This window comes from Paenibacillus sp. SEL3 (genome assembly GCF_054602585.1).
In genome coordinates this window covers 4,073,277-4,099,265 of sequence record NZ_CM137725.1, presented here as the reverse complement: position 1 = coordinate 4,099,265, position 25,989 = coordinate 4,073,277, and the positions used below count along the sequence as shown (strand labels likewise).

24 protein-coding genes are annotated in these 25,989 nt (G+C 46.7%); 9 read left to right on the top strand and 15 right to left on the bottom strand.

The annotated features are described in order from the left end of the window. Positions 1 to 13: 13 nt before the first annotated feature. Entirely contained in the window at positions 14 to 1,552 is a 1,539-nt protein-coding gene (gene guaA, locus ACYCS5_RS18845) for a glutamine-hydrolyzing GMP synthase (protein WP_459759942.1), read from the bottom strand. Between the two features lie 145 nt (positions 1,553 to 1,697). Between guaA and ACYCS5_RS18840 the strand changes: the two genes are divergently transcribed. Beyond that, on the top strand, positions 1,698 to 2,354 hold the full coding sequence (locus tag ACYCS5_RS18840) for a DedA family protein (RefSeq protein WP_165150789.1): 657 nt from the start codon (positions 1,698 to 1,700) through the stop codon (positions 2,352 to 2,354). Positions 2,355 to 2,360: 6 nt separating this feature from the next. Here ACYCS5_RS18840 and ACYCS5_RS18835 read toward each other — a convergent pair whose 3' ends face one another. Continuing rightward, complete coding sequence (locus ACYCS5_RS18835) at positions 2,361 to 3,584, bottom strand: MFS transporter (RefSeq protein ID WP_459759941.1); 1,224 nt, start codon at positions 3,582 to 3,584, stop codon at positions 2,361 to 2,363. 155 nt (positions 3,585 to 3,739) lie between these two features. On the opposite strand from ACYCS5_RS18835, the gene ACYCS5_RS18830 reads away from it, so the two are divergent. The 5 genes from ACYCS5_RS18830 to ACYCS5_RS18810 are packed head-to-tail and all read left to right on the top strand — an operon-like array spanning position 3,740 to position 9,000. Beyond that, on the top strand, positions 3,740 to 5,281 hold the full coding sequence (locus ACYCS5_RS18830; protein WP_165150785.1) for a spore germination protein: 1,542 nt from the start codon (positions 3,740 to 3,742) through the stop codon (positions 5,279 to 5,281). Then, a complete protein-coding gene (locus tag ACYCS5_RS18825) occupies positions 5,278 to 6,486 on the top strand; it encodes a Ger(x)C family spore germination protein (protein WP_165150783.1) in 1,209 nt (402 codons plus the stop codon). The genes ACYCS5_RS18830 and ACYCS5_RS18825 overlap by 4 nt, the downstream gene beginning before the upstream one ends. A 5-nt stretch (positions 6,487 to 6,491) precedes the next feature. Next, complete coding sequence (locus tag ACYCS5_RS18820) at positions 6,492 to 7,601, top strand: GerAB/ArcD/ProY family transporter (protein ID WP_165150781.1); 1,110 nt, start codon at positions 6,492 to 6,494, stop codon at positions 7,599 to 7,601. A 29-nt stretch (positions 7,602 to 7,630) separates the two neighbouring features. After that, positions 7,631 to 7,867: a hypothetical protein gene (locus ACYCS5_RS18815; RefSeq protein WP_025718028.1), complete on the top strand. Its 237-nt coding sequence runs from the start codon at positions 7,631 to 7,633 to the stop codon at positions 7,865 to 7,867. A gap of 17 nt (positions 7,868 to 7,884) precedes the next feature. After that, the gene (locus ACYCS5_RS18810; protein ID WP_165150779.1) at positions 7,885 to 9,000 is read left to right on the top strand and encodes a GerAB/ArcD/ProY family transporter; all 1,116 of its coding nucleotides are present in this window, start codon (positions 7,885 to 7,887) and stop codon (positions 8,998 to 9,000) included. A 68-nt stretch (positions 9,001 to 9,068) separates the two neighbouring features. Here the strand turns inward: ACYCS5_RS18810 and bcp are convergent, their stop codons facing one another. Genes bcp through ACYCS5_RS18790 form a run of 4 tightly spaced genes read right to left on the bottom strand, consistent with a single transcriptional unit; the run spans position 9,069 to position 12,208 of the window. Then, positions 9,069 to 9,545, bottom strand: coding sequence for a thioredoxin-dependent thiol peroxidase (bcp, locus tag ACYCS5_RS18805; RefSeq protein WP_165150777.1), 477 nt, complete (start codon positions 9,543 to 9,545; stop codon positions 9,069 to 9,071). A 42-nt stretch (positions 9,546 to 9,587) separates the two neighbouring features. Continuing rightward, on the bottom strand, positions 9,588 to 10,376 hold the full coding sequence (locus ACYCS5_RS18800; protein ID WP_025718032.1) for an ABC transporter permease: 789 nt from the start codon (positions 10,374 to 10,376) through the stop codon (positions 9,588 to 9,590). Positions 10,377 to 10,380: 4 nt separating this feature from the next. Further along, positions 10,381 to 11,175: an ABC transporter permease gene (locus ACYCS5_RS18795; RefSeq protein WP_459759940.1), complete on the bottom strand. Its 795-nt coding sequence runs from the start codon at positions 11,173 to 11,175 to the stop codon at positions 10,381 to 10,383. Continuing rightward, entirely contained in the window at positions 11,168 to 12,208 is a 1,041-nt protein-coding gene (locus ACYCS5_RS18790) for an ABC transporter ATP-binding protein (protein WP_459759939.1), read from the bottom strand. Before ACYCS5_RS18790 ends, ACYCS5_RS18795 begins: the two co-directional genes overlap by 8 nt. Positions 12,209 to 12,311: 103 nt before the next feature. On the opposite strand from ACYCS5_RS18790, the gene ACYCS5_RS18785 reads away from it, so the two are divergent. From ACYCS5_RS18785 to ACYCS5_RS18775, 3 genes are all read left to right on the top strand, one after another. Next, positions 12,312 to 13,433 (top strand): LCP family protein, encoded by a 1,122-nt coding sequence (locus ACYCS5_RS18785; protein WP_165150773.1) that lies wholly within the window; start codon positions 12,312 to 12,314, stop codon positions 13,431 to 13,433. A gap of 83 nt (positions 13,434 to 13,516) precedes the next feature. After that, positions 13,517 to 14,833, top strand: a complete 1,317-nt coding sequence (locus ACYCS5_RS18780) for a glutamate-1-semialdehyde 2,1-aminomutase (RefSeq protein ID WP_274386683.1) — start codon at positions 13,517 to 13,519, stop codon at positions 14,831 to 14,833. A 207-nt stretch (positions 14,834 to 15,040) separates the two neighbouring features. Beyond that, positions 15,041 to 16,000 carry a DMT family transporter gene (locus ACYCS5_RS18775; RefSeq protein ID WP_165150769.1) on the top strand — a complete coding sequence of 320 codons (960 nt, stop codon included), beginning with the start codon at positions 15,041 to 15,043 and terminating at the stop codon, positions 15,998 to 16,000. 94 nt (positions 16,001 to 16,094) lie between these two features. Here the strand turns inward: ACYCS5_RS18775 and ACYCS5_RS18770 are convergent, their stop codons facing one another. The 9 genes from ACYCS5_RS18770 to ACYCS5_RS18730 form a co-directional block, all read right to left on the bottom strand. Further along, positions 16,095 to 16,508 carry a sensory rhodopsin transducer gene (locus ACYCS5_RS18770; protein WP_165150767.1) on the bottom strand — a complete coding sequence of 138 codons (414 nt, stop codon included), beginning with the start codon at positions 16,506 to 16,508 and terminating at the stop codon, positions 16,095 to 16,097. A 51-nt stretch (positions 16,509 to 16,559) separates the two neighbouring features. Continuing rightward, a complete protein-coding gene (locus tag ACYCS5_RS18765; RefSeq protein ID WP_459761325.1) occupies positions 16,560 to 17,594 on the bottom strand; it encodes a glycoside hydrolase family 88/105 protein in 1,035 nt (344 codons plus the stop codon). 72 nt (positions 17,595 to 17,666) lie between these two features. Beyond that, complete coding sequence (locus ACYCS5_RS18760) at positions 17,667 to 18,779, bottom strand: rhamnogalacturonan acetylesterase (protein ID WP_459761324.1); 1,113 nt, start codon at positions 18,777 to 18,779, stop codon at positions 17,667 to 17,669. Positions 18,780 to 18,892: 113 nt separating this feature from the next. Then, entirely contained in the window at positions 18,893 to 19,732 is an 840-nt protein-coding gene (locus ACYCS5_RS18755; RefSeq protein ID WP_013308762.1) for a carbohydrate ABC transporter permease, read from the bottom strand. A gap of 5 nt (positions 19,733 to 19,737) precedes the next feature. Beyond that, on the bottom strand, positions 19,738 to 20,646 hold the full coding sequence (locus ACYCS5_RS18750; protein WP_459759938.1) for a carbohydrate ABC transporter permease: 909 nt from the start codon (positions 20,644 to 20,646) through the stop codon (positions 19,738 to 19,740). Positions 20,647 to 20,884: 238 nt separating this feature from the next. Next, complete coding sequence (locus ACYCS5_RS18745; RefSeq protein WP_029515765.1) at positions 20,885 to 22,177, bottom strand: ABC transporter substrate-binding protein; 1,293 nt, start codon at positions 22,175 to 22,177, stop codon at positions 20,885 to 20,887. A 175-nt stretch (positions 22,178 to 22,352) separates the two neighbouring features. Further along, positions 22,353 to 23,912, bottom strand: a complete 1,560-nt coding sequence (locus ACYCS5_RS18740) for a response regulator transcription factor (protein ID WP_039270670.1) — start codon at positions 23,910 to 23,912, stop codon at positions 22,353 to 22,355. Beyond that, positions 23,890 to 25,620: a sensor histidine kinase gene (locus ACYCS5_RS18735; protein WP_459759937.1), complete on the bottom strand. Its 1,731-nt coding sequence runs from the start codon at positions 25,618 to 25,620 to the stop codon at positions 23,890 to 23,892. Before ACYCS5_RS18735 ends, ACYCS5_RS18740 begins: the two co-directional genes overlap by 23 nt. A gap of 124 nt (positions 25,621 to 25,744) precedes the next feature. Next, positions 25,745 to 25,987, bottom strand: coding sequence for a hypothetical protein (locus ACYCS5_RS18730; protein ID WP_029515768.1), 243 nt, complete (start codon positions 25,985 to 25,987; stop codon positions 25,745 to 25,747). Positions 25,988 to 25,989: the final 2 nt, after the last annotated feature.

Sequence of the window (25,989 nt, the reverse complement as noted above, 5' to 3'; positions counted from 1 at the left end):
GAAGTCTCCACGCTTATTCCCACTCAATCGTTGCTGGTGGTTTGGAAGTAATATCGTACACGATACGATTCACGTTATCCACTTCGTTTACGATACGAACGGAGATTTTCTCCAGCACATCCCAAGGGATACGCGCCCAGTCGGCGGTCATACCGTCGATAGAGGTTACTGCACGAATACCTACGGTGTAAGAATACGTACGAGCATCGCCCATAACGCCAACACTCTTCATATTCGGCAAAGCGGTGAAGTATTGCCAGATTTCCCGGTCCAGACCGGCTTTAGCAATCTCCTCACGCAAAATGTAATCCGACTCACGAACAATGGTTAGCTTGTCCTCTGTCACTTCGCCCAGTACACGAATGGCAAGACCCGGACCTGGGAATGGTTGACGCCATACAATCTCAGCTGGCAGTCCACATTCTTCGCCGACTTTACGCACTTCGTCCTTGAACAGGGCATTCAACGGCTCGATCAGCTTGAACTTCATGTTCTCCGGCAAACCACCCACATTATGATGGGATTTAATGGTCTGTGCCGTTGCAGTTCCGCTCTCTACAATATCCGTATACAGCGTACCTTGTGCCAGGAAAGTAAAATCGTCGAATTGAGAAGATTCTTCCTCGAACACATAGATAAACTCGTTACCGATAATTTTACGTTTTTGTTCCGGATCATCGACTCCTGCCAGCTTGGACAAGAAGCGCTCACGTGCGTCAATTTTGACAACTTTCATATCAAATTTACCAACGAACGTCTCCATTACACTTTCGGCTTCACCTTTGCGCAGCAATCCATGGTCTATGAACATACACGTCAGTTGGTCACCGATCGCTTTGTGAATAAGCATCGCTACAACGGAAGAATCCACGCCACCACTTAAAGCACACAATACTTTTTTGTCGCCTACCTGTTGACGAATCTCGCGAATCTGATCTTCAATGAACGACTCCATCGTCCAGTTGCCTTCACAACCGCACACTTCATACAGGAAGTTGCTGATCATCTCGTTACCTTGAACGGAATGACGTACCTCTGGATGGAATTGCACCGCATACAGTTTCCGCTCCAGGTTACTCATCGCGGCAATCGGCGCACTCTCTGTTCCTGCATCCAGTGTAAAGCCGGTTGGCAGATCTGTAACGTGATCCCCATGGCTCATCCATACGGTTTGACGAGAATCCAATCCTTTAGCCAAGCGAGCATCCTGATTGAATTGCACGTCTGCTTTGCCATACTCACGCTTGCCCGCACGTTCTACCTTACCATCCAGTTGGTGAGCCATCAGCTGCATGCCATAACAAATACCAAAGATAGGGATGCCAAGATCATAAATTGCCCGATCCACCTGAGGGGCATTGTCTGTATATACGCTGGAAGGTCCGCCTGAGAAAACAATCCCTTTTGGCGCCAGCTCTCTCAGCTTCTCCGCAGGCGTATTGTATGGAAGGAGCTCGCTATATACGCCGAGATCCCGAATTCTTCTTGCGATTAACTGGTTGTATTGTCCTCCAAAGTCGAGAACTACAACGATTTCATTAGGCTTATTCATTACCGTGCCTCCCTCAATTGTTCGTTTCATTATACGCAACGATAAAACAAGACGTCAAGAAATCAACCGGAGTTGAGCGGGCATAAAAAGATTGTTAAAATGAATTGATTCTAAAATACTCAATTTGTTCGTAGGAGTGTAAACGATGGATGTGCTGAAGTGGATCGCGCAATTGTTCGAAGAATACGGCTACGGCGTCCTTTTTTTCGGCTTGCTGCTTGAGTTTATTGCTTTACCATTTCCCGGGGAAACCACAATGGCATACGCGGGATATCTTTCCTATGCCGGTACCCTGGATTTCAGTAAACTGGTGCTCCTAGCTTTTTTGGGCACAACCCTCGGTATGACTATTACCTACTTTATCGGAAAGTGGGCTGGACTCCCCTTTATTCAGAAATATGGTAAATGGGTTTTGTTATCGCCGGACAAGCTTCAGAAAACACAAAAATGGTTTCAACGATATGGATACTGGCTTATTTTCCTTGGATATTTCATCCCCGGTGTCAGGCATTTTACCGGTTATTTTGCCGGAATTATTGCTCTTTCTTTCCGTAAATTTGTCTTGTATGCTTACAGCGGTGCTTTATTCTGGGTCATCCTCTTTCTAAGCATCGGCAAGCTGTTTGGTCCCCAATGGGATGCCATTTTCCATTTGGTAGAGCTGTATGCACTGCGAATTGCGGGAGTCGTTGGGTTCATAATCCTGCTGTATATGATTTACCGGTGGAGAAGCTTCCTATTTAGCTCGCTACGCAAATCCGAAAAGTCGGTGAAAACCAGCAACAAGGATGACACGAAGTAATCACACTCATGCTGCCTTGCGGCAACGAGTCCTTGCATAATACATCGAAATCACGATAGATATCACCACAAATCCCGCGCCTCCAGCCAAACCCAGCATACGCGGCTCCATCATTTCAATCGCCACCCCTGCTCCAAACATAGACAGTCCGATGATACCTTGGCTCCACGCCGTCAGCATGCCCAACAATGGACCCTGTAAATACAATGGGGTCTCCCGCATTAATAATGTATCCAGACAAATGGCCCCTACCCCGCCAGCCAACGAAATTAAGAAGTAAATAGCAACCGCCGCCCATGCGTGATAAATACCGCTTAATCCCATAAGTAAAATTCCCTCCAACAAAAGGCATACCAGTCCTCCCTTCAACAAAGAACCACTGAATAAATGTCCTATTGCATAGCTGGCAACCAGACCCGCGCCCAAAGCGGCGTAAAACAATCCGATCCCGGCATCGCCCAGCCTGAATTCCTGCACTGCATATACACTAATCAGAACATTATCAATGCCATTGAGCATAGGAACCAGCAACTCAAATGCAATAACAACCTGGAGAGGAACAGATGAAAGGATACAGTCCAACATTCGTGATCTGCTCCGGTTTGAATCTAACAGCGAAGGAGTTTGATGTGTTTTAACATAGGAATCCTCCCTGCTTATTTTCTCCTTCATGACAGGTGGAAATGCAATATTGCGAACGATCATAGCTGCGGCAAAAAAACTTGCTGCGTTCAATATAAATGCAGCTTGTGGTCCAAAGAGAGCAGATATGATGCCTCCGGCAGCAGCACCAACAACCAGCACCAGCCCGCTCATCACCTGCTCAAGACTGTTCACCTTCAATAATTCGGAGGGATGAACAAGCAGCGGAATGGACGATTTACGAGCAGGAGCATACAAAGCTTCTCCGCAGGCTAGCAGGGTACTGACTCCATAAATGATCCATATGTCCTCAGGACTATGAACACTTAAAAAGACAAGGGCTGCCAAGCCTCTGAAAAGATCCGTAGTCATCATAAGCACTTGCCGGGATATACGGGTAATAAGCACGCCCGCCGCAGGTGACAGGACTAAAAAAGGAATCATCCGCAATCCCAGCATGATACCCACACTGAATCCCGAACCGGTAAGCCGATAAATTAAAGCCAACAAAGCGATCTGACAGAATCGGTCTCCTATTCCGTTAATGATACCTGCGGCAAATAACTTCCTGTATTGCCTATCTACCATTTTAATCAACTCCGATACTTAGGATTCATTTATTATATATCAATCTAATTAGTTACATATCTAATTTATAAAAATCGCTCTATAATCGCAAGGCATAAATTCATATATTAAGAGCATACTAAGCCAACAAACTCCAATATCGGAGGATTTTACGTATGCCAAATCAGAATAAAAGTTGTCCACTTACTCATGTGTCCTCTAACTTGAAGGATAACGTGAATCATATCGAAAGCTCCTTTGGAAACAGCGGAGATGTAATCATTAAAGAGCTATTATGGATGCAAAAATGGCCAGCAGCTCTATTTTATATTGATGGTCTGATCAACACTCAATTGCTCCATGATTCCGTTCTCCGTTCATTGATGCGAGTAAATGAACATCATGTACCGGAGGGCGCAGAACCATTCGACTATTTGAAGAATCAAGTTTTGATTGCAGGTAACTCAGGTAGTGTGGACGAAATGGATGCCTTATTCAACCAGATGCTATCTGGCGGTATTATCATTTTGCTGGACGGATACGCAAAGGGCATATGGATTGATGCGGTCGGTTGGGAGGATCGCAGTGTTAGCGAACCCCAATCCCAAAGTGTCGTACGGGGTCCAATGGAGGCTTTTACCGAAAATTTACGTACCAATACCGCTCTAATTCGTAGGCGAATCCGCGATCCGCGCCTGTGGATGGAAACAAGACAGATCGGTCAAGTCACTCATACCAATGTGTCCGTGATGTATATCAAAGGAATTGCTGACGAAGGGGTTATTCAGGAACTGAGAGAACGTTTGGACCGAATTGATATTGACGGAATTTTGGAAGGGGGTTACATCGAAGAGGAAATTCAGGATGAATCCTTCACCCCATTTCCCACCATTTATAGCAGCGAGCGCCCGGATTCGGTCGCTGCCAGCCTGTTGGAGGGCCGAATCGCTATCTTGGTGGACGGGACCCCCTTTGTACTGTTGATACCCGCATTGTTCGTTCAATTTTTCCAGTCGGCAGAGGATTATTACCAGCGTGCTGACATCAGCACTTTGCTGCGTTTGCTGCGTTTCTTTGCCTTTTTTATCGCTTTGCTTGCGCCGGCAGTTTATATCGCGGTAACTACCTTTCATCAAGAGATGATTCCTACAAACTTATTGGTCAGTCTCGCTGCACAAAGGGAAGGCGTACCGTTTCCGGCTTTTGTCGAGGCGATGCTTATGGAAATCACCTATGAAATTTTGCGTGAAGCCGGGGTGCGTATTCCCAAGACTGTCGGACAAGCTGTCTCCATTGTAGGCACGCTGGTCATTGGACAAGCGGCTGTAGAAGCAGGAGTGGTCTCGGCGGCTATGGTCATTATTGTCTCAATCACAGCGATCTCCAGCTATGTTATTCCAGAAAACGGCCTGTCGATAGCGGTTCGTATTATACGCTTCGCCTTAATGATGCTAGCCGCAGCCTTTGGGCTTCTTGGAATATTGATGGGGTTAATCGTACTTTTGCTACACTTGACCAGTCTGAGATCCTTTGGAGTATCTTACATGAGCCCGTTCGGTCCCTATGTGGAAAGCGATATGAAAGATACGCTGTTTCGCTTACCCTGGCCTCATATGACGAAGCGTCCTCAATCCATCTCTACCCAAAATACGATCCGCCAAAAAACGAAAAAAAGACGGATCGGCAATAAATCTAAAACCAGAAGGGATCAACGATGAAGCAGACCATACATTTGTTCTTCGTCTGGGGACTGATTGCATTACTGTTAGGTGGTTGCTGGGATCGCACGGAATTAAATGAGCTAGGCATCGCTATTGGGATCGGGGTGGATATGGAAGGAGACCAGTATCAGGTAACCGCTCAGGTGGTCATTCCTTCTGCTGTAGCTTCCAAATCTTCACCAAGTGCAGGCTCTCCAGTCGTTACTTATCAGGCCACTGCACCCACGATTCAAGAGGCCATTGAAAAAATGACGAATACAAGTCCGCGCTCCATTTATTTATCTCATATTCGTATGCTGATTTTAGGTGAGGAGTATGCGAGAAAAGGGATTGCTGATGCGATTGAAGCCATGATGCGAGAGCCTTTTACAAGAAGTGACTTTTATATTGCGATAGCCAAGAATAACAAGGCTTCTACGATGTTAAAGATCCCAACCCCATTGGAAAAGTTGCCGGCAAATAAATTATTTGCTTCGTTAGATACCTTAACCAAAACCTGGGCTCCTGCCACCAAAGTAACCATGGATCAACTTCTTAGCAATCTGGTTAATCCCGACATCCAGTCCACTCTGCCCGCATTGGAAGCTGTGGGAGATATAGAGTCGTCCAATGAAAAAGGTATGGATGCCACCAAAAGCATATCGCCTGGAACCATATTGCGGTTTTCGGGTAATGGTGTATTCAAAAAAGACCGATTGCTGGGATGGATCAATGACCTTGACAGTAAAGGGCTCAGTTACATCAGTGATAAAGTGGAGTCTACAACGGGGCACACCGATTGTCAGGGTGGGGGTAACATTGCCCTATTAACCTTGAGTAGCGACACTCAAAAAAAAGTAATCATTCGTGATGGAGAACCTGTTATCTCCATATCCGTTACCAACAACAGCACAGTACGAGAAGTCAACTGCCAGCATATGAAGCTAGACAGTATGGACGATATTAAAGAAATTGAAGCCGCAAGCAATGAAAAAATTGTTGAAATTATGAAACATTCCGTAGAGACCGTTCGACATGAATTTAAGTCAGACATTTTCGGCTTTGGTCAACTGATTCACCAGTCCAAACCCGAGCTTTGGAAAAGACTAAAAGAAGAAAAAGAAAATCCATTTATGGACTTACAGATTGAATATAAGGCACAGACAAAGATTAAAAAAATTGGTTCCTTGTTTGAATCATTCCAAAAACAAATGAAGGAGTGAGCTGGGTGGAGGAGAAAGGGCGTATCAGCATCAGAAATATAGCCGTACTCGTATTTTTGAGTATTATCGGAGACTGCGTATTGGTGTATCCCTCCCTCATTACAAGCATATCCAAGCAGGATGCCTGGATCAGCTCATTCCTAAGTATCCCAGCAGGATTGGCTGTATTACTGCTACTCCTGCGGGTACATCAGCTATATCCTGATCTCACCTTTATTCAACTCTGCCAGCGAATTCTGGGTCCGTGGCTAGGCGCCCTCATCTCGATATGGTATTTGTTCCACTTATTGATGAATTCCGCGATTTATTTAAGAGAGGTCGGGGATTTTATGAACAGCCAGACTTATGTTATGACGCCTCTGCCTGTTATCAATTTACTCTTAATTCTTGCGCTTATGTGGGGGATGTATATGGGATTGGAGCCTATTGCGCGTACGGCTCAAATCTTATTACCATTATGCTTGGCTTTCACTTTGTTTTTAATCCTGTGCTTGCTTCCCCAATGTGAAAGTCAGCAGCTTAAGCCTATGCTGGAGCAAGGTATTCCCAAGATTATGGAAGGCAGCCTATTTGCACTGTCCTATCCATTCGGAGAATTAGCTTTTTTACTCATGATTTTTCCCTATGTGAGCAAAAAACCGGGTCTAAAAAAATCGGTTTTGCTAGCCGGACTTACTGCTAGCGTTCTGTTAAGCGTACTACTCTTGGTTTCTCTCATGGTTCTGGGCCCTTTTGTAACCGAACATAGTGTGTATACCTCTTATACACTATCTAAAAAAATCAATATAGGGAATTTCTTACAGAGAGTTGAATCCATGATGAGCATAGCCTGGATTATCACTACCTTTGTTAAAACCATTTTACACTTCTATGCCTTTACCTTAGGAATGACTCAGCTACTGCGATTAGACAATGTACGGACCTTTCTGGGCCCTAGCTTTATGATCCTATTTGGTCTGATTATCGTCTCGGCACCCAACATTACTTATTATCTGGATACGATCGTCCACGCTTGGATTTATTGGGATTTGACGGATTCCGTTATCCTGCCTTTACTGCTGTTTGTCGTATACAAGTTGAGATCGAAAGGCAATCATAGCCTGGGATCTAGTTGAGCCTCACCCTCAAAGGAAGGAGCATCGACATGCTGATTACCACTATTATTATCTGTATCGCTCTAGCCATTGCTGCCAAAGATTTGCCAGGCTTGTACCGAAAGCATCGCTTTAAGGATATGTTCGTGTACATCATTATGCTCGGATTAGGCACATGGCTTAGTGTCCTTGCGGCCAAATCAGAGGTTACGCCAAGCCCGCTGGTTCTGATTGAAATCATCTATAACCCTGTTAACGCTTTTGTGTCACATGTATTTGGCTTTTAGAAGGGAGGCAGCCACAAATGTCAAAAAAAGAACGTATCAGTGTTCGGCAAGTGACTGTCCTTATGTTTATGTGTTTAATCGGGGATATGCTCTTAATTTATCCGACTATGATTACACATATTGCTCATCAGGATGCCTGGATCAGCTCTATACTGTCCATACCGTTAGGTTTAATTATTATTTACGTGCTCCTTCGTGTTCATGAACTCTACCCGGGCCTTACACTTATTGAAGCGATCCGTAAAATTTTCGGGCCCGTATTCGGAACCATTGTCTCCTGCTGGTATTTGTTTTATTTTTTAATGAACACCGCTCTTATTGCTAGAGAGGTAGGCGATTTCCTGAATAATCAGTTATTTGTACAAACCCCTCTGCGTGTCCTGCTCGCTATGGGAATATCCCTAATGGTGCTTACTGCGCTAATGGGAATTGAAGCTTTCGGTCGTGTTAGCGAGATGCTATTACCAGCATATATATTAATCTTCTCTGGTCTGATCCTTGGACTCCTGCCACAAATCCAGCTTTCTAATGTACGGCCTGTTTTGGAAAACGGGTTAGCTCCTGTTGCTAAAGGAATGGTTCCAGGCACGGCTATGCCTTTTGCCGAAATGTCTATTATGCTCATGGTTTTTCCTTATGTAAACAAAAAAGCCCATTTTAAAAAGGACATGTTGCTTGCTTCCCTTATAGGCGGAATCGTGATTAGCCTGTTTCTGCTGCTCTCCCTTCTTGTGATTGGGCCCTTTGTGACCAATTACAGTCCATACATTTCTTCTGTACTCACGACAAAAATTAATGAATTGAATTATATTACACGCGTTGAATCGCTTGTTGCTTTAACCTGGGCACTTGCTGCCTATTTCAAAGGTGTTCTTTTCTTTTACGCGTTTACTTTCGGAACAACCCAGCTATTCCGAGTTTCTAATATCCGCCCCTTTGTCATCCCCGTAGGAGCGCTTGTGTTTGGCATGACCATTTTGATAACCCCAAATGTGTTTTATTATGTAAGAACTCTTGTTTATCCCATGTCTACCTGGCATTATACAAACGGCTTGATCATTCCGCTTGTTTTATGGGGTGTTTATCTCTGCAAGCAAAGGTGGAAGCATCGACAGAACATATCCAAAAATTAACAAAAACCTTTTGAAACCGATGCTTAAAGAAGCATAATCCGATTCCAAAAGGTTTTTTTGTTCTTCACTTAGGCCATATCCTGAATGTATGCCAGCGCAGCATCAATATGCCCTTTCACCCTTAAACCACGCCATTCATGAACTAAAATTCCATTTTCATCAATAAGGAACGTAGACCGAACAATACCCATGTACTGTTTGCCGTACATCTGTTTTTGCTGCCATACACCATACGTCTCAGCGACCTGATGCTCTTCATCAGATAACAACTGAAAAGGGAGTCCATACTTTGCAATAAACTTGTCATGCTGCTTGAGTGGATCTGGGCTTATCCCCAAAATCACCGTGTTCAAGCCTTCAAACTCCGTATGTTTATCCCGAAAATCACAAGCCTGGGTCGAGCAGCTAGAGGTCAAATCCTTGGGATAGAAATACAGCAACACCCTATTGCCTCGATAATCAGACAGCTTGACACTCTTTCCTTCACTCCCAGGCAATTCAAAATCCGGTGCCGCTTGTCCAATAACGGTAAATGCCGCGGACATCTCATCATCTCCTATCTTGTGGGGGTTCTTATATAACCTGACCTATGAGCCTGCCCCTCTGTAGCGGCGAATTCCCCAGTTCCATGCCAGTAAGCCCAAGGTCAGAAAGACAATTCCCATCACAGGAGTTAAGAGCGCCATATGGCGCATGTCCTCTCGGTGAAGGAACAGGGAGGCTGGATATACGCCAACAAAAGCAAACGGTAGTATCCAAGTCAGCACAACCTGAATGGCTCGGTTATAGATCGTTACTGGATAACGTCCGTAGCCCTGAATATTGTACATGAGCGGAATAATTCCTGTCGGCGCATCCGAAAAAAACGAAAGGGAAGTCAATATGGTGTATATCCCCGTATAGATCGCCACGGCACTTAGGCTCAAAATGATCAGCGCCGGTATGAACCACCACTCCATAGCCAAGTCCATCTGTGCCCCGCTGATCCCCATAATAATCAGACCGATCACTGAGCCGACCAGTGCGGGCGGGTCCACATTTTCAAGGAAAATCTGGAACAGATTATACGCAGGACGGGTCATTACCCGGTCGAGTTCACCTTTTACAATATAACGCTCGCTAAAGTTCCAAAGGTTGACGAAACAGCTGAATAGTCCGTAAGGAACCATGAAAAATCCATAAACGAACACGACTTCATTTTCACTCCAGCCACCCAAACTGTCTGTGTGCATAAAAATAACCAGGATAAAAATAAGATTCGTGGCCTGAAACAGCAGATCTGAAATCACTTCTACCCAAAAGTCGGCCCGATAGGTGAGCCGTGACTTCATGTAATTTTTTAAATATTCGCTAATGAGACCCAAATAGTACATCATCGGCTTACCCTCCCTGCACGAACAGACGTCTGCGCGCCAGTCGCCAAATGATGATCATCGGCACGAGCAGAACGACCAGCCAAATGATTTGGATACCCAGTACATTCCAAATGCCAACGCCTTTTACACGTCCCGTAAATACAGAGCCCGGCAAATAGGTAATCGCCTGAAACGGCATCCATTGGGCGATTGTCGCCAGCCAGCCTGGAAACAAACTGATTGGCAAAATCAACCCGGAAAACAGATCTACCACTACGCGCTTCATACGCATCATGCCCTCATTATTTTCGATAAAAAAGGCCGTTAACCCTGTAATAATATTGATCTGAGTGTTGATCAGAAAGCTGAAAAACAGCATGACCAGAAAACCAACCCAGGCTACCGGATCCGTGGGAAGCTTCACCGGAAATAGCAGCAACGCAATCGCCATACCTGGAATCATAAACAACAGAAAACGGAACATTCCTTCGCCGAGTCCTTGCATAAATTTAACAAGTACATAGTTATAAGGTCGGATCATCTGAATAGCGATGCTTCCATCACGTATATCCGTCGAGATTTCGCGATCCAGATTGTTGAAATAAAAGGCTCTCGCCATCCACGATACGGCTACATACGTCGTCATCTGAGCAGCGGTAAAGCCTCCAATGCTACCCGCATCGCCATATATCGCTTTGTATGTGAAATAATACACGCCAATATTCATGCAATAAATAAGGATTCCTGAATAATAGTTCACACGATAAGCCAGCATCGTGAGAAATCGGATACGAATAAAATCGGTGTATACGCTAAGCATGAACTTTGGCCTCCACTATCGGATTGCCCTGGCGTTCAGCCGAGCCAGACTGATAGATACTGCGGACGATATCATCCGTGTTGGTTTCAATGATTTTGATATCCGTAATGTCCGTGCGACCGACTACGCAAGCGAGCACATCCGATACATTAATATGAAGAGGAATCCATACCTTGGCAGCCAAATCATTATCCACCGTCCAAGCCAATGGCATATCAGCAGTCCATGCCTGTAATTGCTCCAATTGGGTCGATGTGCCGAACTGGAACCGTACTTCTCGACCTGTACCCCAACGCGCCTTCAGATCCTCAAGACCACCATCATAGATGATATTCCCATCATCCAGCATAATGACGCGCGAGCACAGCGCTTCAATATCCTGCAAATCATGGGTTGTCAGCAAAATAGTCGTACCGTAATCCCGGTTCATGTCCTTTAGAAACTCGCGGATTTCGGACTTCACCATAATATCGAGCCCAATGGTCGGCTCGTCCAGAAAAACAATAGACGGATTGTGCAGCAAAGCTGCTACCAACTCACAGCGCATCCGTTGCCCGAGACTAAGCTTGCGTACCGGGCGGCTTAGCAGATCCTGCAATTGCAGCCTCTCCACCAGCTCATCCAGCCTGCGTTTGAAGTCAGTAGCCGGAACCTGATATACTTTCCGCAGTAGCTGAAAAGACTCGATCACACCGATGTCCCACCAAAGCTGGCTGCGTTGACCGAAAACAACACCAATGTTGCCTACAAATTTCTCGCGCTCCTCATAGGGGACATAACCGCCCACCTTGAGATGTCCCGATGTCGGCACGAGAATACCTGTCAGCATCTTAATCGTGGTGGATTTTCCAGCGCCGTTCTCACCGATATAACCGCATATTTCCCCTTGTGGAATACGGAAGGAGATATCTTTGACCGCGGCCACCTCGTTGTATTCGCGGGCGAATAAATCAAGGAAGGCACCTTTTAGGCCCTCGCGATTTTTTTGAACCTTAAATGTTTTGCGCAGATCCTGCACATCAATTGCCAGCATGTTATACCTCTCAATCAGGATTTGTAAAATCCATAGTTAAATTGATTGTGCTCCAAAAAGAAATTATAATGTAATGAACTGAAAAGCGAAAGGGAGAGCATCCATGACAAGCAGAACCAAAAGGACGATATGGTCGGTTCTAGCCCTGGTTATCGTCGCGATTATCGGCTTTGCCGTGTACTATTTTACATCTATTTATAATCAGCTGGATAATCTGCATAAAGAGGGTGCTAACTCCCCCTTCAAAAATGTAAAGCAGGTCGATCAGGTTCGTACGCCAGAACCGCCCAAGTGGGAAGGTACCGATATGGTCAATATTTTGCTAATGGGTGTCGATGGGCGCGGTATCCAGAAAGGGGAAGTCCCCCGATCAGACAGCATGATGGTCGTGTCACTGGACCCCGTCAAGAAAAAAATCCACCTGTTCTCTATTTTGCGTGATACGTACGTGGATATTCCCGGTTACGGAAAAAATCGAATTAATACCGCCATTACTCACGGACCCAACACAGCCATGAAGACGGCTGGCGATCTGTTAGGCATTCCGGTGCAATATTATGTGTACACGGATTTCCAGGGTTTTATCAAACTGGTGGATGCCGTAGGCGGGATTGATTTTGAAGTGGAAAAGGATATGCATTATACAAGTAATGCGGATAAACATCAGTACGATATTGATTTGAAAAAGGGTATGCAGCATCTGGATGGCAACACGGCGCTTCAATATGTCCGGTTCCGCCACGATGCGATGTCCGACTTCTCCCGATCAGGACGGCAACGCGCATTTTTGGAGGCCGTAGCCCAGAAAATGCAGACCACGACTTCCATCGCCAACCTGCCGAACATTTTAGAGCAGGTTAACCCGTACATCGACACAAATCTCAGTGTTAACGATATGTGGAAGCTGGCGAATGTGGGGTACCAAAGCAATTTTGCAGGCAGCGAACAGGTTCCACCGATGAAGATGCTCGGAGAAGAGAATGTGGGCGGCGCGGCAGTTCTTACTGTCCGCGATCCGGAAGAACTGAAAACGTATGTGCAGGATATTTTTAATAATCCACCCACACAAACACAGGAACAAAATAAGGATCAGACCGAAACGAAACAGCCAGACAGTGCATCGTCTACCAAGACGGATAAAGCTTCTTTTACAGGGGGCAGTAAAGCCAGTGATGAGAATGCTTCCAAACAATCAACAACAAAGACAGGTCAAAAAGAGCTATAATGATGTATGCAGGGGCAGCCGTGAACGCTGCCCTTTGGCGTGTGTATACCCTATTTTAATGAACGGAAAGGAAGTTTTTGATGATGAAACGGGAAAACTCCGAAGCACTATATAAAGAAGCCCTGGAGCATATTGTCGGGGGCGTTAACAGCCCTTCACGTTCCTTTAAAGCTGTGGGCGGCGGTGCTCCAGTATTCATGAAACGCGCTCAAGGCGCTCATTTCTGGGACGAGGATGATAATCGGTATATCGATTATTTGGCGGCCTACGGCCCTATTATTACCGGACATGCTCACCCCCATATTACCAAGGCGATCAGCGAAGCGGCCGCGAACGGCGTATTATACGGAACCTCAACGGTATTGGAAATCAAACTGGCCAAGATGCTGAAGGAAGCCATTCCTTCTATGGACAAGGTCCGGTTTGTGAATTCCGGCACAGAAGCAGTCATGACGACGATTCGTGTGGCACGGGCTTATACTGGGCGGAACAAGATCATCAAATTTGCCGGCTGCTACCATGGTCACTCGGATCTGGTACTTGTAGCTGCTGGCTCTGGACCTTCTACACTGGGCATACCTGACAGTGCAGGCATTACAACCAACATTGCGAGCGAGGTCATTACTGTGCCATTCAATGACCTCGACGCGTTGCGCCAAGCTTTGGAGCGCTGGAGCGACGATGTGGCGGCAGTCATGGTCGAGCCTATTGTCGGTAATTTCGGCATGGTTATGCCGCAGCCCGGTTATTTGGAAGGGTTGTGCTCCATGGCACGTGCGAACGGCTCACTCGTCATTTATGACGAGGTCATTACCGCATTCCGATTCCACTTCGGCTCTACCCAAACGTATGCAGGTTTGGACAACCATGATGCGATTCAGCCAGATTTGACCGCGCTGGGCAAAATCATGGGTGGTGGTCTGCCAATTGGTGCCTACGGTGGCAGCAAGCAGATCATGGAGCAGGTTGCCCCACTCGGCCCGGCTTATCAGGCGGGTACGATGGCAGGCAACCCGGCGTCCATCTCGTCAGGCATCGCCTGCCTTGAAGTCCTTCAAGGAGAAGGCGTGTATGAAGAGATGGAACGTCTGGCTGTGAGGCTGACGGACGGTATTCAGTCCTCTGCCGAACGCTATGGCGTGCCATTGACGATCAACCGTATTCGTGGAGCGTTCTCGACGCATTTCTGTGATCATCCGATCACGAATTACGCACAGGCGCAGGATACGGATAGCGAAGCATTCGCATCCTTCTTCCGTCACATGCTGGATCGCGGTATTCATCTGGCACCATCCAAGTACGAAGCCTGGTTCCTCACAACAGCGCATACGGACGAAGATGTAGATGCTACGCTGGAAGCGGCGGACGATTCGTTCCGGGCGATGTCACAAGGGAAGTAAACCCAGCAGTAAGTGATAGAATATGAATTTTGATAAGAGCTGGAAGTAGTCTTAGGGAAGGGTATTCGACCTCTGGGACTTCGTTCCGGCTTTTTTTATTTTACAACTGTACCCGTACAGTTGCAGATTTTATGGATTGTATCATGTTATGCCATCCGGGTATATTGAGAGAACCACAGGTTAAGGTCATGACTACGGAGGTTTATTATGCACAGTCGTTCCAGAAATGGAGCCGCCTATCTGGCAGCTCTCAGCTATGCAGCTATACTTGGATTTTCATTTTTATTTGTAAAATTGACGGTCACAGAGGCGAGCCCGCTGGATGTGATCGCCCACCGCTTTGCGCTGTCTTTTATCGCTTTGACCGTTCCAGTGCTGCTTGGTTGGATTAAGCTCAACATCAAATTGCGTGACATTCTGCGCATTTTACCACTGGCGTTGCTCTCGCCATTAGTGTATTTTCCACTGCAAGCCTTCGGGCTGATGAGCACTTCTTCATCGGAAGGTGGAATTATTCAAGCAACCGTTCCCATCTTTACGCTGCTGTTAGCTTCTTATTTTATTAAAGAGCGTACAACAGTAGTCCAAAAGATTTCCTTACTGCTCTCTGTCTTTGGTGTGGTTTTTATATTTGTAATGAAAAGCGGAGCACCGCTAGCGTCCAATAGCTATGGGGGTATTCTTCTGCTCGTGCTTTCTGCGATATGCCTATCCGGCTATAATGTGCTGGCACGACCCTTAACACAAAAGTATAGCCCCATGGAATTGACCTATGTTACCTCTATTTTGGGATGTATCGTTTTTAACGTGGTGGCACTAGGATACCATGCCATAGACGGCTCCATAAACGCCTATACCGCTCCACTGGTGAAGCCTGGTTACTGGATGGCACTGGTTTATCTAGGCATTCTGTCTACCCTCGTCACCTCGCTGTTATCGAGCTTTGCCTTGAAGTGGATCGAAGCCTCCAAAATGAGTGTGATCGGTAATTTATCCACCCTCATTTCCATGATTGCCGGTGCTTACATTTTGAAGGAGCAGCTCGCCTACTATCACATTGTTGGGGCTGTGATGATCATTATCGGCGTGCTGGGTACCAATTTCGGAGGGCAAAAAAACTTCACGCCGATCAAAACAACTTCGGCAAAATCAGAAAAAACAGGCTAAAAATAAATACTACATTGCCTGCAAAAAAAGAAATCTCCCAGCTGCGCAATTCCAGCCGAGAGATTTCTTTTTTCACTTCTTAGTCTTCGTCGGATTAAATAGGGTACGCCATGACACTCATTAACGCCAATTCCGGCTGTGTCGTGTCCAATCTGCTATATTGTACGATGATGGGCACATCGCTAGTGACCGTAATTGCGTAAGGAATGCCTGTCGGAATCCGTTCGCCGGATTTCTCCAACGAGGCTGTTCGGATATGACGGGTTCGTCTTCCTTCCACCACCTCGATCAATCCCTCCAATGGCTCGCGGTCTTCAAAATAGATGTCTATACTTAGATTTGCCACACGGCTCCCACAATTCAGCACGCATATACTCTCATGACTGAGCAGCTCTCCCCGGCTTTCCGGTGGAATATACCCATCGGGGATGACCCAGAATAGGCTGCCTCGTGGCTGATTAGCTGCCCTTTCCTGAGAAAGCTCCTGAAAAAGTTCAGTATCTCCCATGCTATCGGCCTCCTTTACCCATAATACTTTTTGGCGCATATGCCCTTTCTTCTAGCCGTATGGATTCTCCTTGGTACGCAACAGTTGAGCCAGAAAAGCAAGCGCCAATCCCTGACCCCAGCCCTGAATGCGTTTGTAGGGGACGTTTCGATAGCCGTCAATATCGTTCATCACAGCGGTTCCAGCGGATACACCCGTTACTGTGCCGTCGTCCTTAATGCGGGAAAGAATACCGTCGATCGCCTTTTGTGTGTATTTGTTAAACAACCGCCCTTGCATAAGCAAGGCAGTCGCGATTCCTGCCGAGCCCGAGGTTTCCAGATAAGAGGTATCATCATTCAGCACCGTATGCCACAGCCCTTCCGGGGATTGCAGTCGCACCAGCGCATTGAGCTGGTCACGCAGCGAGCCATCGATGATCATATAAGATGGATGCTGCACCTCCACAAATTTCAGCGCTTTTGCCATCGTGAGAGCTGCCCATGAATTGCCGCGCGCCCAATATATTCCTGACATCCGGCTTTGATTCGCATGATCCCATCCGTGATAATACAGATTCGTATCCGGGTCCTGCAAAAATTCTTCATGCCCGTGATATTGACGAACCCCATCCTCCCAATACTCTTTGTTGCCCAACAGATGACCGATACGCAGCAAATAATAACCGGCCATAAACATCGTATCCACCCATGCTTGCTGCGGAAATACATCATGAAGTGAGTTCACCGTATGCTGGAAAATGCCGTCGGCAAACCGTTCCGCTTTTTTGGCCAAAAATTCTGCCATCTCGATGGCAATATCAAGGTAATTTTGCTCACCTGTGGCCTGGTAAAGCGTCAACAAACAGTGCCCGACAGAAACGCCGTTCACCGAGAGAGATGGAAGCCCATCCTCAATACTTTCGTCAACCCATTCTTTCAGCTTGATCAAATACTTTTCGTTCCCTGTCGCTTCATACGCTTCGCATACTCCGTAAAAGGCTACTCCACCCGGCCAATCCCAGCTGTAGTGCATTTGAAATGTGCGTTCAACTACCCGGTCGATCACCTGCTTAACTTGTTCTTCATCAAATATCAATGCAGGCATTTCCACGTCCCCCCCTTTGGTAAGTTTCACGTGAGTTACCTCCTTGACGTCCGTATATGAATAGGTCGTCCTTCAACGTAAATACATGCGTAACGGTTGCAAATCCAGTGCCCTCACAGCATCCACCACCATGTCTGCAATACGAACCGCACCATTCTCATGAAAATGTGTGTTATCCTCTAAGCCGCCGGAAAAGTTCATGTATTCACCAGGCAGCAGCCACATAAAAAGCTCTTTACTCTCTTCGGGACCCAGCTGCTCATATAACTCCTGCGTGCGGGCAGACAAATCAATCAGCGGTACATTCGCTTCTTCCGCCAGCTCACGAACCGCTGTTACATAGTCACCATGTGTGTCAGATAGCGTACCATCCTCATTAAAATAGCGACGATGTACGGGCGTGACCAGTACCGGGGTTGCCCCATGGCTTCTTGCGCCGTCGATGTAGAGGCGAAGATGCTCCTTGTAGGTTGTAAAAGGCTCTGTAGCCCGCTCCGGGTCAGGCTTCTGATCATTATGGCCGAACTGGATGAACAGGAAGTCTCCTGCCTTTATTTCGCCCAAAATGGCACCCAGCCGTCCTTCGTCCACAAAGCTTTTGGAGCTTCTTCCCGATACGGCATGATTATCCACGCAGACATCATGCTTGAACAGGGCGGGCAAAGCCTGGCCCCAGCCAGTATACGGATAACCGGATGCATCCTGATCCGTAACCGTGGAATCTCCGGCTAGGAATAGCCGGAGGGTCTGTGGCGCTGGCGCAATCTCCAGCGCATTGAGCCGTGGCGCGGTGCCTGATACGGTGAGGCGCAGCTTGCCGCCCCGGACAGGCACCGCAAACAGGGCTTCAGTGAACTGACCCGGCAGCGTGTGTACTGGGGGAAGCATGTGCTTGCCTTCACCAGCCTTGAATCGCGTGAGCGTTTCCGCCTGCGAATCGCCGACCAGTACGGTGACGAGATACATCCCGTCCGGCACATCTGCAACAAAAGCAGCGTTCAGCGGAATACAAAAGCTGCTTCGCAGCTGCGTGCGTGCATCCTTGGCTACGCACTGCCTTTTTCGACCGTACACATGCTCCGTAGTCTCGAAGCCATAGCCCTGTTCAGTTGTATATACGCAATCCGGAGACACTCCCTTGTAGCCATCCGCAGGTTCCCCCGGGCCAAAATCAAACTTCCACAATTTACTCACCTCTCAGCCATCGCCCTCAAATCCCAACCATTCAATTGTATAAACCCGAATACCTTCCATTTTCACTCGTAAGCCTCATATCCTCACGCTATGGATTTTGGATCTTACCCCTTCAAGCCACTCGTACTCATTCCTTCTACAATTTGCTTCTGGAATGCGAAGAATACAGCGATAACTGGAAGCAGGCTTAGGATAGACATCGCGAACATTCCTCCCCAGTTGGAAGCCGACTCGCTGTCGAGGAACATCTTGAGTGCAATAGATACGGTATATTTCTCCGGCGAATTCAGATACAGTACCGGACCTAGCAAATCCTCCCACTTCCAGTAGAAAGAGAAGATTGCCGCTGTAGCCAACGACGACTTGAGTAAGGGTAAAATAATTCTAAAATACAGCCGGAACTTGCCGCATCCGTCAATCGTCGCCGCTTCATCCAGCTCTCCTGGAATCGTACGTATAAACTGCACCATCAGAAAGATGAAGAACGGCATCCCGAAAAAGGAGGGTACCACCAACGGTAAGATCGTATTGATCCAACCGAGCTTGGTGAAAATAATATATTGCGGTACCAGTACCACATCCCCTGGTAGCATAAGCGTCACCATCATCAAAGCAAACCACAAGTTACGTCCTTTGAATTTCAAGCGCGCAAAGCCAAATGCGATCAATGAGGAGGAAAGCACGGCTCCAATCGTTGAAATCACCACGATCGTGAGCGAGTTCAGAATGTACGTGCCAAAGTTGTAGCCAGTCGTTCCTTTCCAGCCTGTTACATAGTTTTGCCAGATCCATTCTGTAGGGAAAAGCGAGGATGCCGTGACGAATATCGTCCGACTTTCTTTAAACGAGCTGAACAGCATCCAAAAAACGGGATACAGCATCAGGAGCGCCAGTGCAGCAACCAGTATGTGATAAATTGGCCATTTGACCGTTTTCCATGCCATCGTTATCAGCGCCCCTTTTCCGTTTCATAAAATACCCAGTATCTGGAGGTTATAAATAATATCGCTGTCAGTATCCCAATCATAATGAGCATGACCCAAGCCATGGCTGCCGCATATCCCATGTTGCTGAACATAAACGCCTGTCGGAACAGATACAGTGAATGCAGCATCGTTCCATCCATCGGGCCTCCTTCGCCCTTAGAAATAACATAAGCCGGGACGAAGGTCATAAAGGCACTGATCGTCTGCATAATCAGATTAAATAGAATAATGGGGCTAAGCAACGGTAGCGTAATACTGAAAAATTTTCGTACTGGCTTAGCGCCATCTACACTGGACGCCTCGTACAATTCAACAGGAATGTTCTTCAAACCTGCCAGAAAAATCAGCATGGAGGAGCCAAATTGCCATACGGACAAGGTGATTAGCATCGTAAGCGAAGCATCCGGGTCACCAAACCACTTCACTGGAGTCGCCCCTAAGGTCGAAAGCAGGCTGTTCACTATGCCGTTATTACTGAAAATGTTCCGCCACATAATGGATACCGCAACACTGCCCCCGATAATCGACGGCAGATAGTACATTGTCCGATAGGTGCCGACCATACGCGATTTGGTATTCAAAATCATAGCCACAAACAGCGCGAAAATCAGTCGAAACGGTACACCGACCAATACATACGTAAACGTGACCCTGATCGAATTCCAGTATTTCGGGTCGCCTGTGAACATTTTTTCGAAGTTACCCAGACCAATCCATTTGGGCGGGGTGAACAGGTTGTAGGTGGTAAAGGACAGATACAGCGAAATAAACATTGGAATTAACGTAAACGCCAGAAAGCCCACAATAAACGGGCTGATAAACGCATATCCGGTCATATTGGCTTTCAAGCTCTGATGATTTCGCAAGCTCATCAAGCCTCCCTTCTGTTGCATTTTAAAGAATTAGCAAAACTTTATAATATTAATAATTCGTTGTTATGTGAATAATATTGTGATGTCTGCAAAGGGTGCTTATGCAGTTGGTTCGTCCAATCAACCGTGCGCAATCATGCTTTGGACTACGCACGGTTAACTTAACGAAACGTTCCTTCGATCATATCGATCTTATGCTAAAACAGTGTCAGATATCCTAAAGGTCACATTGCGCTCATTATTGCTTGTTATTCGCAAGGATAGTATTCGCATCAGCCCGGAATTTGGCCGCTGCGTCTTCTGGTGTCATCTGTCCAAAATTGACCTGCTCAATATAATCGGTCAGAGTCGCAATCACTTCCGGCGATCCGACTGGCGGCGGCGGGCTCATTGGAGAAGCCTTCGGCTCCATGGAAGCTACAAATTCAAACACCTGCTTCGTAGGCTCGCTTAACTCTGGCGCAACAGCTTCCTTGATTTTGGAGGAAATCGGTACGCCACGTTCGCCTTTAATCAATTTATTCGCTTCCACATCATTCATCCAGAAATCAATAAACTTTGCGGCCTCATCCTTCACCTGTGAACGGGAAGCAACCGTCCAGTACATCGTAGGCTGCATGTATACGCCTTTTTCCATATTCGGCCCAAACATTGGTGCCAGTGCCATGGGGCGGTTAACAACCTGCTGTAAACCTACATACTGATTGGACCACTGCCAAATACCGATGCCTGTTCCTTTTACGATATCGGATTCCTCAAGAATCCCCTTGGTCTGGTTCATAATTTCAGGAGGCGGGGTCGCTCCCTTCTTAATCAGATCAGCCAATCCGCTGAAGAAGTCAACAAACAGCTTATCATCGTCATACCCCAATCCTGTCCCTTCCGCATTGTAGAGAGTCTTTCCTTGCGTACGCAAATAATAGTGGAAGAAAATATCGGCAGCCATTGAGCTGTCAAAGTATACTTTATTGGAAGCTGCCTTTAAAGCCATTTCTTTGTATTGATCCCATGTCCAGTTGTCAGGAATTTTGTCTATGCCCGCTTTTTTGAGCAGCGCCGGATCATACTGGAAACCCAGAACATTGACACCTGTTGGAATACCATATTGCTTTCCTGCTATTACGCCGGTACTGAGTACATTTTCGTTCACGTCAGCGACCTGAATTTTTTGATTTAAGTAAGGCGCGAGATCCTCCAGTTGACCATTTTTTGCATATTGGCTAATGTACGAAATGTCCATTTGCACGATATCCGGTAACTGATTAGCCGCAGCCTGTGGGGCGAGCTTTTTCCAATAGTCATCAAAAGACGCATATTCCACATCGATCGTTACATTAGGATTTTTCTGCTTATACAAATCAACGACCTTCTGCGTGTATTCATGACGCGTATCCGATCCCCACCAAGCGATACGTAACTTTACTTTCCCGTCTGCACTTGTGCCCGAATTGCCGCCGCCGTCCGCTCCGCTACATGCTGTCGTCAAAACGAGCAGCATAGCTATAATCAGAAACCATCCCTTTTTGCCCACCTATCTCTCCCCTTTTCGCTGTTCTAGAAAGGAGCCAAATTACAAGTGACAACGTATTTACGCATTTTTGATAGCGTTTACATTAGCTCCTGTTGTTATTTTCCCAAAAGCTGAGAAGCATTGGAATACACAAATCAGGTTTCCTGGGTTTAAAAAACAGTGGGACTCCATCAGCTCATCCCCGTTCATGTGATTTAATGTACTCGGAAGGCGTCATACCCGCCCATTTTTTGAACACCTGGCTAAAATATTGCGCGTTCCCGCCGAAGCCGAACCATTCGGCCAGCTCAAACACCTTTACATCTCCTGTCTCTCGAATATGCTCAGCCGCACGTTCGATCCGATAACGATTGACGTAGTGTGAGAAGTTTTCCCCCGTCACCTTTTTGAAAATCTTCCCTAAATAGTCGGAATTCATATACAGCATTTGACCTGCCACTCCGTTCAGCGACAAATCGGATTTTCTATAGTTTTGCTCAATAATAGTGATCATTTTATCAACGGTAGAAGATTGGCGATACACATTACTTTTATAATAGATTGCGGTCATTCGTTCGGCAGCTTCCTGTACAAAAGATTTGAGACATGCCAGCGTTTTTTGCTCTGCCAGCACCACCATTCGGCTCGTAAACGCCGCACGCTCCTCTTCAGGACATATACGGATCATAGCAGCATAGAGTTGAAGCACATAGGAGCGGGTCACGGAGATTTCCAGCTTCATACGGGACAGAATACCGAACAACCGATCCACTTCCTGTGCAACCTCCACCGTATTTCCAGCCTTGATCAGCAGACCGAACTTCTCCTCGTCCAGCTCCAAATCTGCCATCTCCCGGGTATCCTCAGCCGCTAAATCCTCCTTCGTAATCAGACTGCCCTCCCCGGTGTAAAAACGGTGATTCATACAATGCAGTGTCTCCCGGTACATCCCCCGTGAATGCTGCATACTATCCGACTCACTAACTGCGACCGTTACCTCCAGCTTGTAAAAGCGATGAAATGTCGCACGTACCGCTTCAATCTGTTTCATAAACCTGGACGTATCATCCTCACTTTCCAGCACAATGAGCAATTGTCCCTGCATGGTCGTACTGAGCAAGACATCATCCATCAAATCTGCCGCTATATTTTGCAATGCAAATAAATGCTCCGGCTCATGGGATTCCTCCACCCGCAGCAGCAGCATTCGAACCTGCTTATCTTGCAATTCAAGTCCGAATAACCGCTCATAAAATGCGATATCACGGCTACCGTAAGTTTTATAGGAAATAAACTCCTTCAAAAAATGTTCCTTCACATGCGGCAGCATACGCTGAAAATCTAGCTTCATCCGGTTTACAAACTGCTTGCGTTCTTCCTGCTCCTCCCGCTCCTGCCCCAACTCAGTCAGAGCCTCATGAATTTGCCGCTCATTGCAGGGCTTCAACAAGTAGTGCTTCACCCCGTATTGCATGGCCCGACAGGCATAGTCAAAATCTTTGTAACCTGACAACAGAATAAACCGAACGTCTGGAAAATGCTCCGTCGTTTTGGCAACGAGTCCGATACCGTCCAGTCCTGGCATAGAAATATCGCTGATCACAAAATCAGGCGGGCTCGCCTGGATCTGATCATATGCCTCAATCCCATTACGCGCCGTACCTACCAGTTGTGTTCCTGCCTTGCCCCAATCGACCACCTGTGAAATGCCTTCCAAAATCATACGCTCATCATCAACCAGTAGCACCTTGTACACGACCCTGATCCCCTTTCACATATGGAATACAGACATGAATCGACGTTCCTGTTCCTGACTCGCTATACAGCTCTATCCCCCAAGGTGTACCAAATGTCAGGTTAATCCGTTCCTGAATATTCGTAAGTCCAATGCCCTGCCCACGAGTCGTAACCTGCCCGCTCCGCAGCTTTTCCAAGAAATCCGGCGTCATTCCCGGTCCGTCATCTTCAACTCGCAGAAATAAAGCCCCCTCGCTTTCTCTTGCAATAATAGCAATGCGACAGGGCTCAATTCGCGGCTCCAGCGCATAATGGATGGCATTCTCCACCAAGGGCTGAAGCGTTAGCTTCGGAATTTGCGCGTCCATCAGTTCTTCCGGGATATCCAGATGGAAAACAAGACGCTCATCAAAACGTGTTTTTTGGATCGTTACATAGCTCCTTACAATATCCAATTCTTTTCGAAGCGGAATCAGTTGCTCTTCAAAACTGACCGCACTGCGCAGTAGAAAAGCAAGTGCTTCCACCATCTCTGAAATCCGGTCCTGTTTATTGGCCTTGGCGAGCCAGTTCACGGACTCTAATGTATTGTATAAAAAATGTGGATTAATCTGGGCCTGGAGCGCCTTTAGCTCTGTTTCCCGCAGTAATAGCTGCTTGGCAACATTCTCATTAATGAGCTCACGAATGCGGCGAATCATTTTCTTGTACGTTCGATGAAGCAAGCCTACCTCATCCTGTGTGGAAAGGGGGACCGCACCAAGTGCTTCCTCTTCCAAACGGTCGAGATCGCCTTTTTCTATTTTACGCATGTTCTGGATTAATTGAACGATCGGTTTGGTAATGCTCCCTGACAATCTAGCCCCCAGAGCCAATGCGATAAGAAGCATAATGACAAAAATAGCGCTTACAACTTCTTTGATAATCGTAATGCTGCGAAACATATCATCGAAGGGGGTCATATGCAAATACGTCCAATCCGTATAAGAAGATTTGATTTGAGCAGCGAAAAAGGTTCCTCCTGAGTAGGTCGCAATCCCGTAAGGCTGCTTCCGGCCCAGCTCGGCCTGAATATCACTCTCACTCAAAAGTGGTGTTTCGGGATAAATCATCCGCCTTCCATCTGTAATCATCAGTTGTCCGTCACGACCGGAGGTTTGCACACGGTCCGCTACAATCCGGTCAATTCGTACACGAATCGCAAGCGTTCCGAGCCCATTCAGCGTAAAATTGGAATCGGTAAAGGATTTGAACTGCCGAGCTGCCAGCAAGGAGGAATGACCTGCGGCATACCATGCATTGGAACCGTCATGTTCGTCTGCCAGCTCCGACAGGGTGGATCGAAGCTCTTGGGGAATACCTTCGCGGTTGCCCGCACTCATGACCTGTCCCTCTTTGTCGATGACCATCATAGAATAGACATAGGTTTCAGAGCCGGCAAAGGCGACAAGCCTATTCGTTATTTTTTTACGCAGCACCATTTTGGCATAAGGGGATTTCTCTTTTTCCAATTGCAGCAAATAACGTTGAAGCTGCTCGTCCGTTGTTACCTTGAAAGTAACTTTTTCCACATCCTTCAGCTCATTTTCTATACCGATTGAAGAAATATTGAGTACTTCGGATGTTTTTTTGTACATTTGATTATCATAAATGTGAAATACGTACTTAAGTATGACTGCAACAACTGCAAAATTAACCAGCATAAGCACCGTGATCAGCAGTACCATTTTATGATGGATTCCAGCATTTTTGTAAGCGCTTTTAAAGTAGGTAATCAGTGATTGTCGCCTCCTTTATAACATACAAAATACCCCATGCCTTGGTCATTCGGCAAGAGGTATTTGCATTTGCTTAGCGTTGATCGGTTGGTTTCGATTTGTCCGCCTTGCTCATATATTCGTCGTATCGGTCATCAAGTTCCCGTGCCATACTCCGGTATTTACGCGTTTCCTCAACAATGGGATCGATATGAGTCTGAACCCGCACCTCATATTTAGGGCTGAGCCGTTCCCGCTTTTGGGCCTCATTCTCACGAATTTCGCCTTCCGTCAGCAGTTCACTGAGCTGGCGTTCCAATTCTTCGGATTGACTCATCG

What these genes read in the sequence shown, in the direction of transcription:
- guaA (WP_459759942.1), bottom strand. Translation starts at nt 1,552, where the DNA reads ATGAATAAGCCTAATGAAATCGTTGTAGTTCTCGACTTTGGAGGACAA.
- ACYCS5_RS18840 (WP_165150789.1), top strand. Translation starts at nt 1,698, where the DNA reads ATGGATGTGCTGAAGTGGATCGCGCAATTGTTCGAAGAATACGGCTAC.
- ACYCS5_RS18835 (WP_459759941.1), bottom strand. Translation starts at nt 3,584, where the DNA reads ATGGTAGATAGGCAATACAGGAAGTTATTTGCCGCAGGTATCATTAAC.
- ACYCS5_RS18830 (WP_165150785.1), top strand. Translation starts at nt 3,740, where the DNA reads ATGCCAAATCAGAATAAAAGTTGTCCACTTACTCATGTGTCCTCTAAC.
- ACYCS5_RS18825 (WP_165150783.1), top strand. Translation starts at nt 5,278, where the DNA reads ATGAAGCAGACCATACATTTGTTCTTCGTCTGGGGACTGATTGCATTA.
- ACYCS5_RS18815 (WP_025718028.1), top strand. Translation starts at nt 7,631, where the DNA reads ATGCTGATTACCACTATTATTATCTGTATCGCTCTAGCCATTGCTGCC.
- ACYCS5_RS18810 (WP_165150779.1), top strand. Translation starts at nt 7,885, where the DNA reads ATGTCAAAAAAAGAACGTATCAGTGTTCGGCAAGTGACTGTCCTTATG.
- bcp (WP_165150777.1), bottom strand. Translation starts at nt 9,545, where the DNA reads ATGTCCGCGGCATTTACCGTTATTGGACAAGCGGCACCGGATTTTGAA.
- ACYCS5_RS18800 (WP_025718032.1), bottom strand. Translation starts at nt 10,376, where the DNA reads ATGATGTACTATTTGGGTCTCATTAGCGAATATTTAAAAAATTACATG.
- ACYCS5_RS18795 (WP_459759940.1), bottom strand. Translation starts at nt 11,175, where the DNA reads ATGCTTAGCGTATACACCGATTTTATTCGTATCCGATTTCTCACGATG.
- ACYCS5_RS18790 (WP_459759939.1), bottom strand. Translation starts at nt 12,208, where the DNA reads ATGCTGGCAATTGATGTGCAGGATCTGCGCAAAACATTTAAGGTTCAA.
- ACYCS5_RS18785 (WP_165150773.1), top strand. Translation starts at nt 12,312, where the DNA reads ATGACAAGCAGAACCAAAAGGACGATATGGTCGGTTCTAGCCCTGGTT.
- ACYCS5_RS18780 (WP_274386683.1), top strand. Translation starts at nt 13,517, where the DNA reads ATGAAACGGGAAAACTCCGAAGCACTATATAAAGAAGCCCTGGAGCAT.
- ACYCS5_RS18775 (WP_165150769.1), top strand. Translation starts at nt 15,041, where the DNA reads ATGCACAGTCGTTCCAGAAATGGAGCCGCCTATCTGGCAGCTCTCAGC.
- ACYCS5_RS18770 (WP_165150767.1), bottom strand. Translation starts at nt 16,508, where the DNA reads ATGGGAGATACTGAACTTTTTCAGGAGCTTTCTCAGGAAAGGGCAGCT.
- ACYCS5_RS18765 (WP_459761325.1), bottom strand. Translation starts at nt 17,594, where the DNA reads ATGCCTGCATTGATATTTGATGAAGAACAAGTTAAGCAGGTGATCGAC.
- ACYCS5_RS18755 (WP_013308762.1), bottom strand. Translation starts at nt 19,732, where the DNA reads ATGGCATGGAAAACGGTCAAATGGCCAATTTATCACATACTGGTTGCT.
- ACYCS5_RS18750 (WP_459759938.1), bottom strand. Translation starts at nt 20,646, where the DNA reads ATGAGCTTGCGAAATCATCAGAGCTTGAAAGCCAATATGACCGGATAT.
- ACYCS5_RS18735 (WP_459759937.1), bottom strand. Translation starts at nt 25,620, where the DNA reads ATGGTACTGCTGATCACGGTGCTTATGCTGGTTAATTTTGCAGTTGTT.
- ACYCS5_RS18730 (WP_029515768.1), bottom strand. Translation starts at nt 25,987, where the DNA reads ATGAGTCAATCCGAAGAATTGGAACGCCAGCTCAGTGAACTGCTGACG.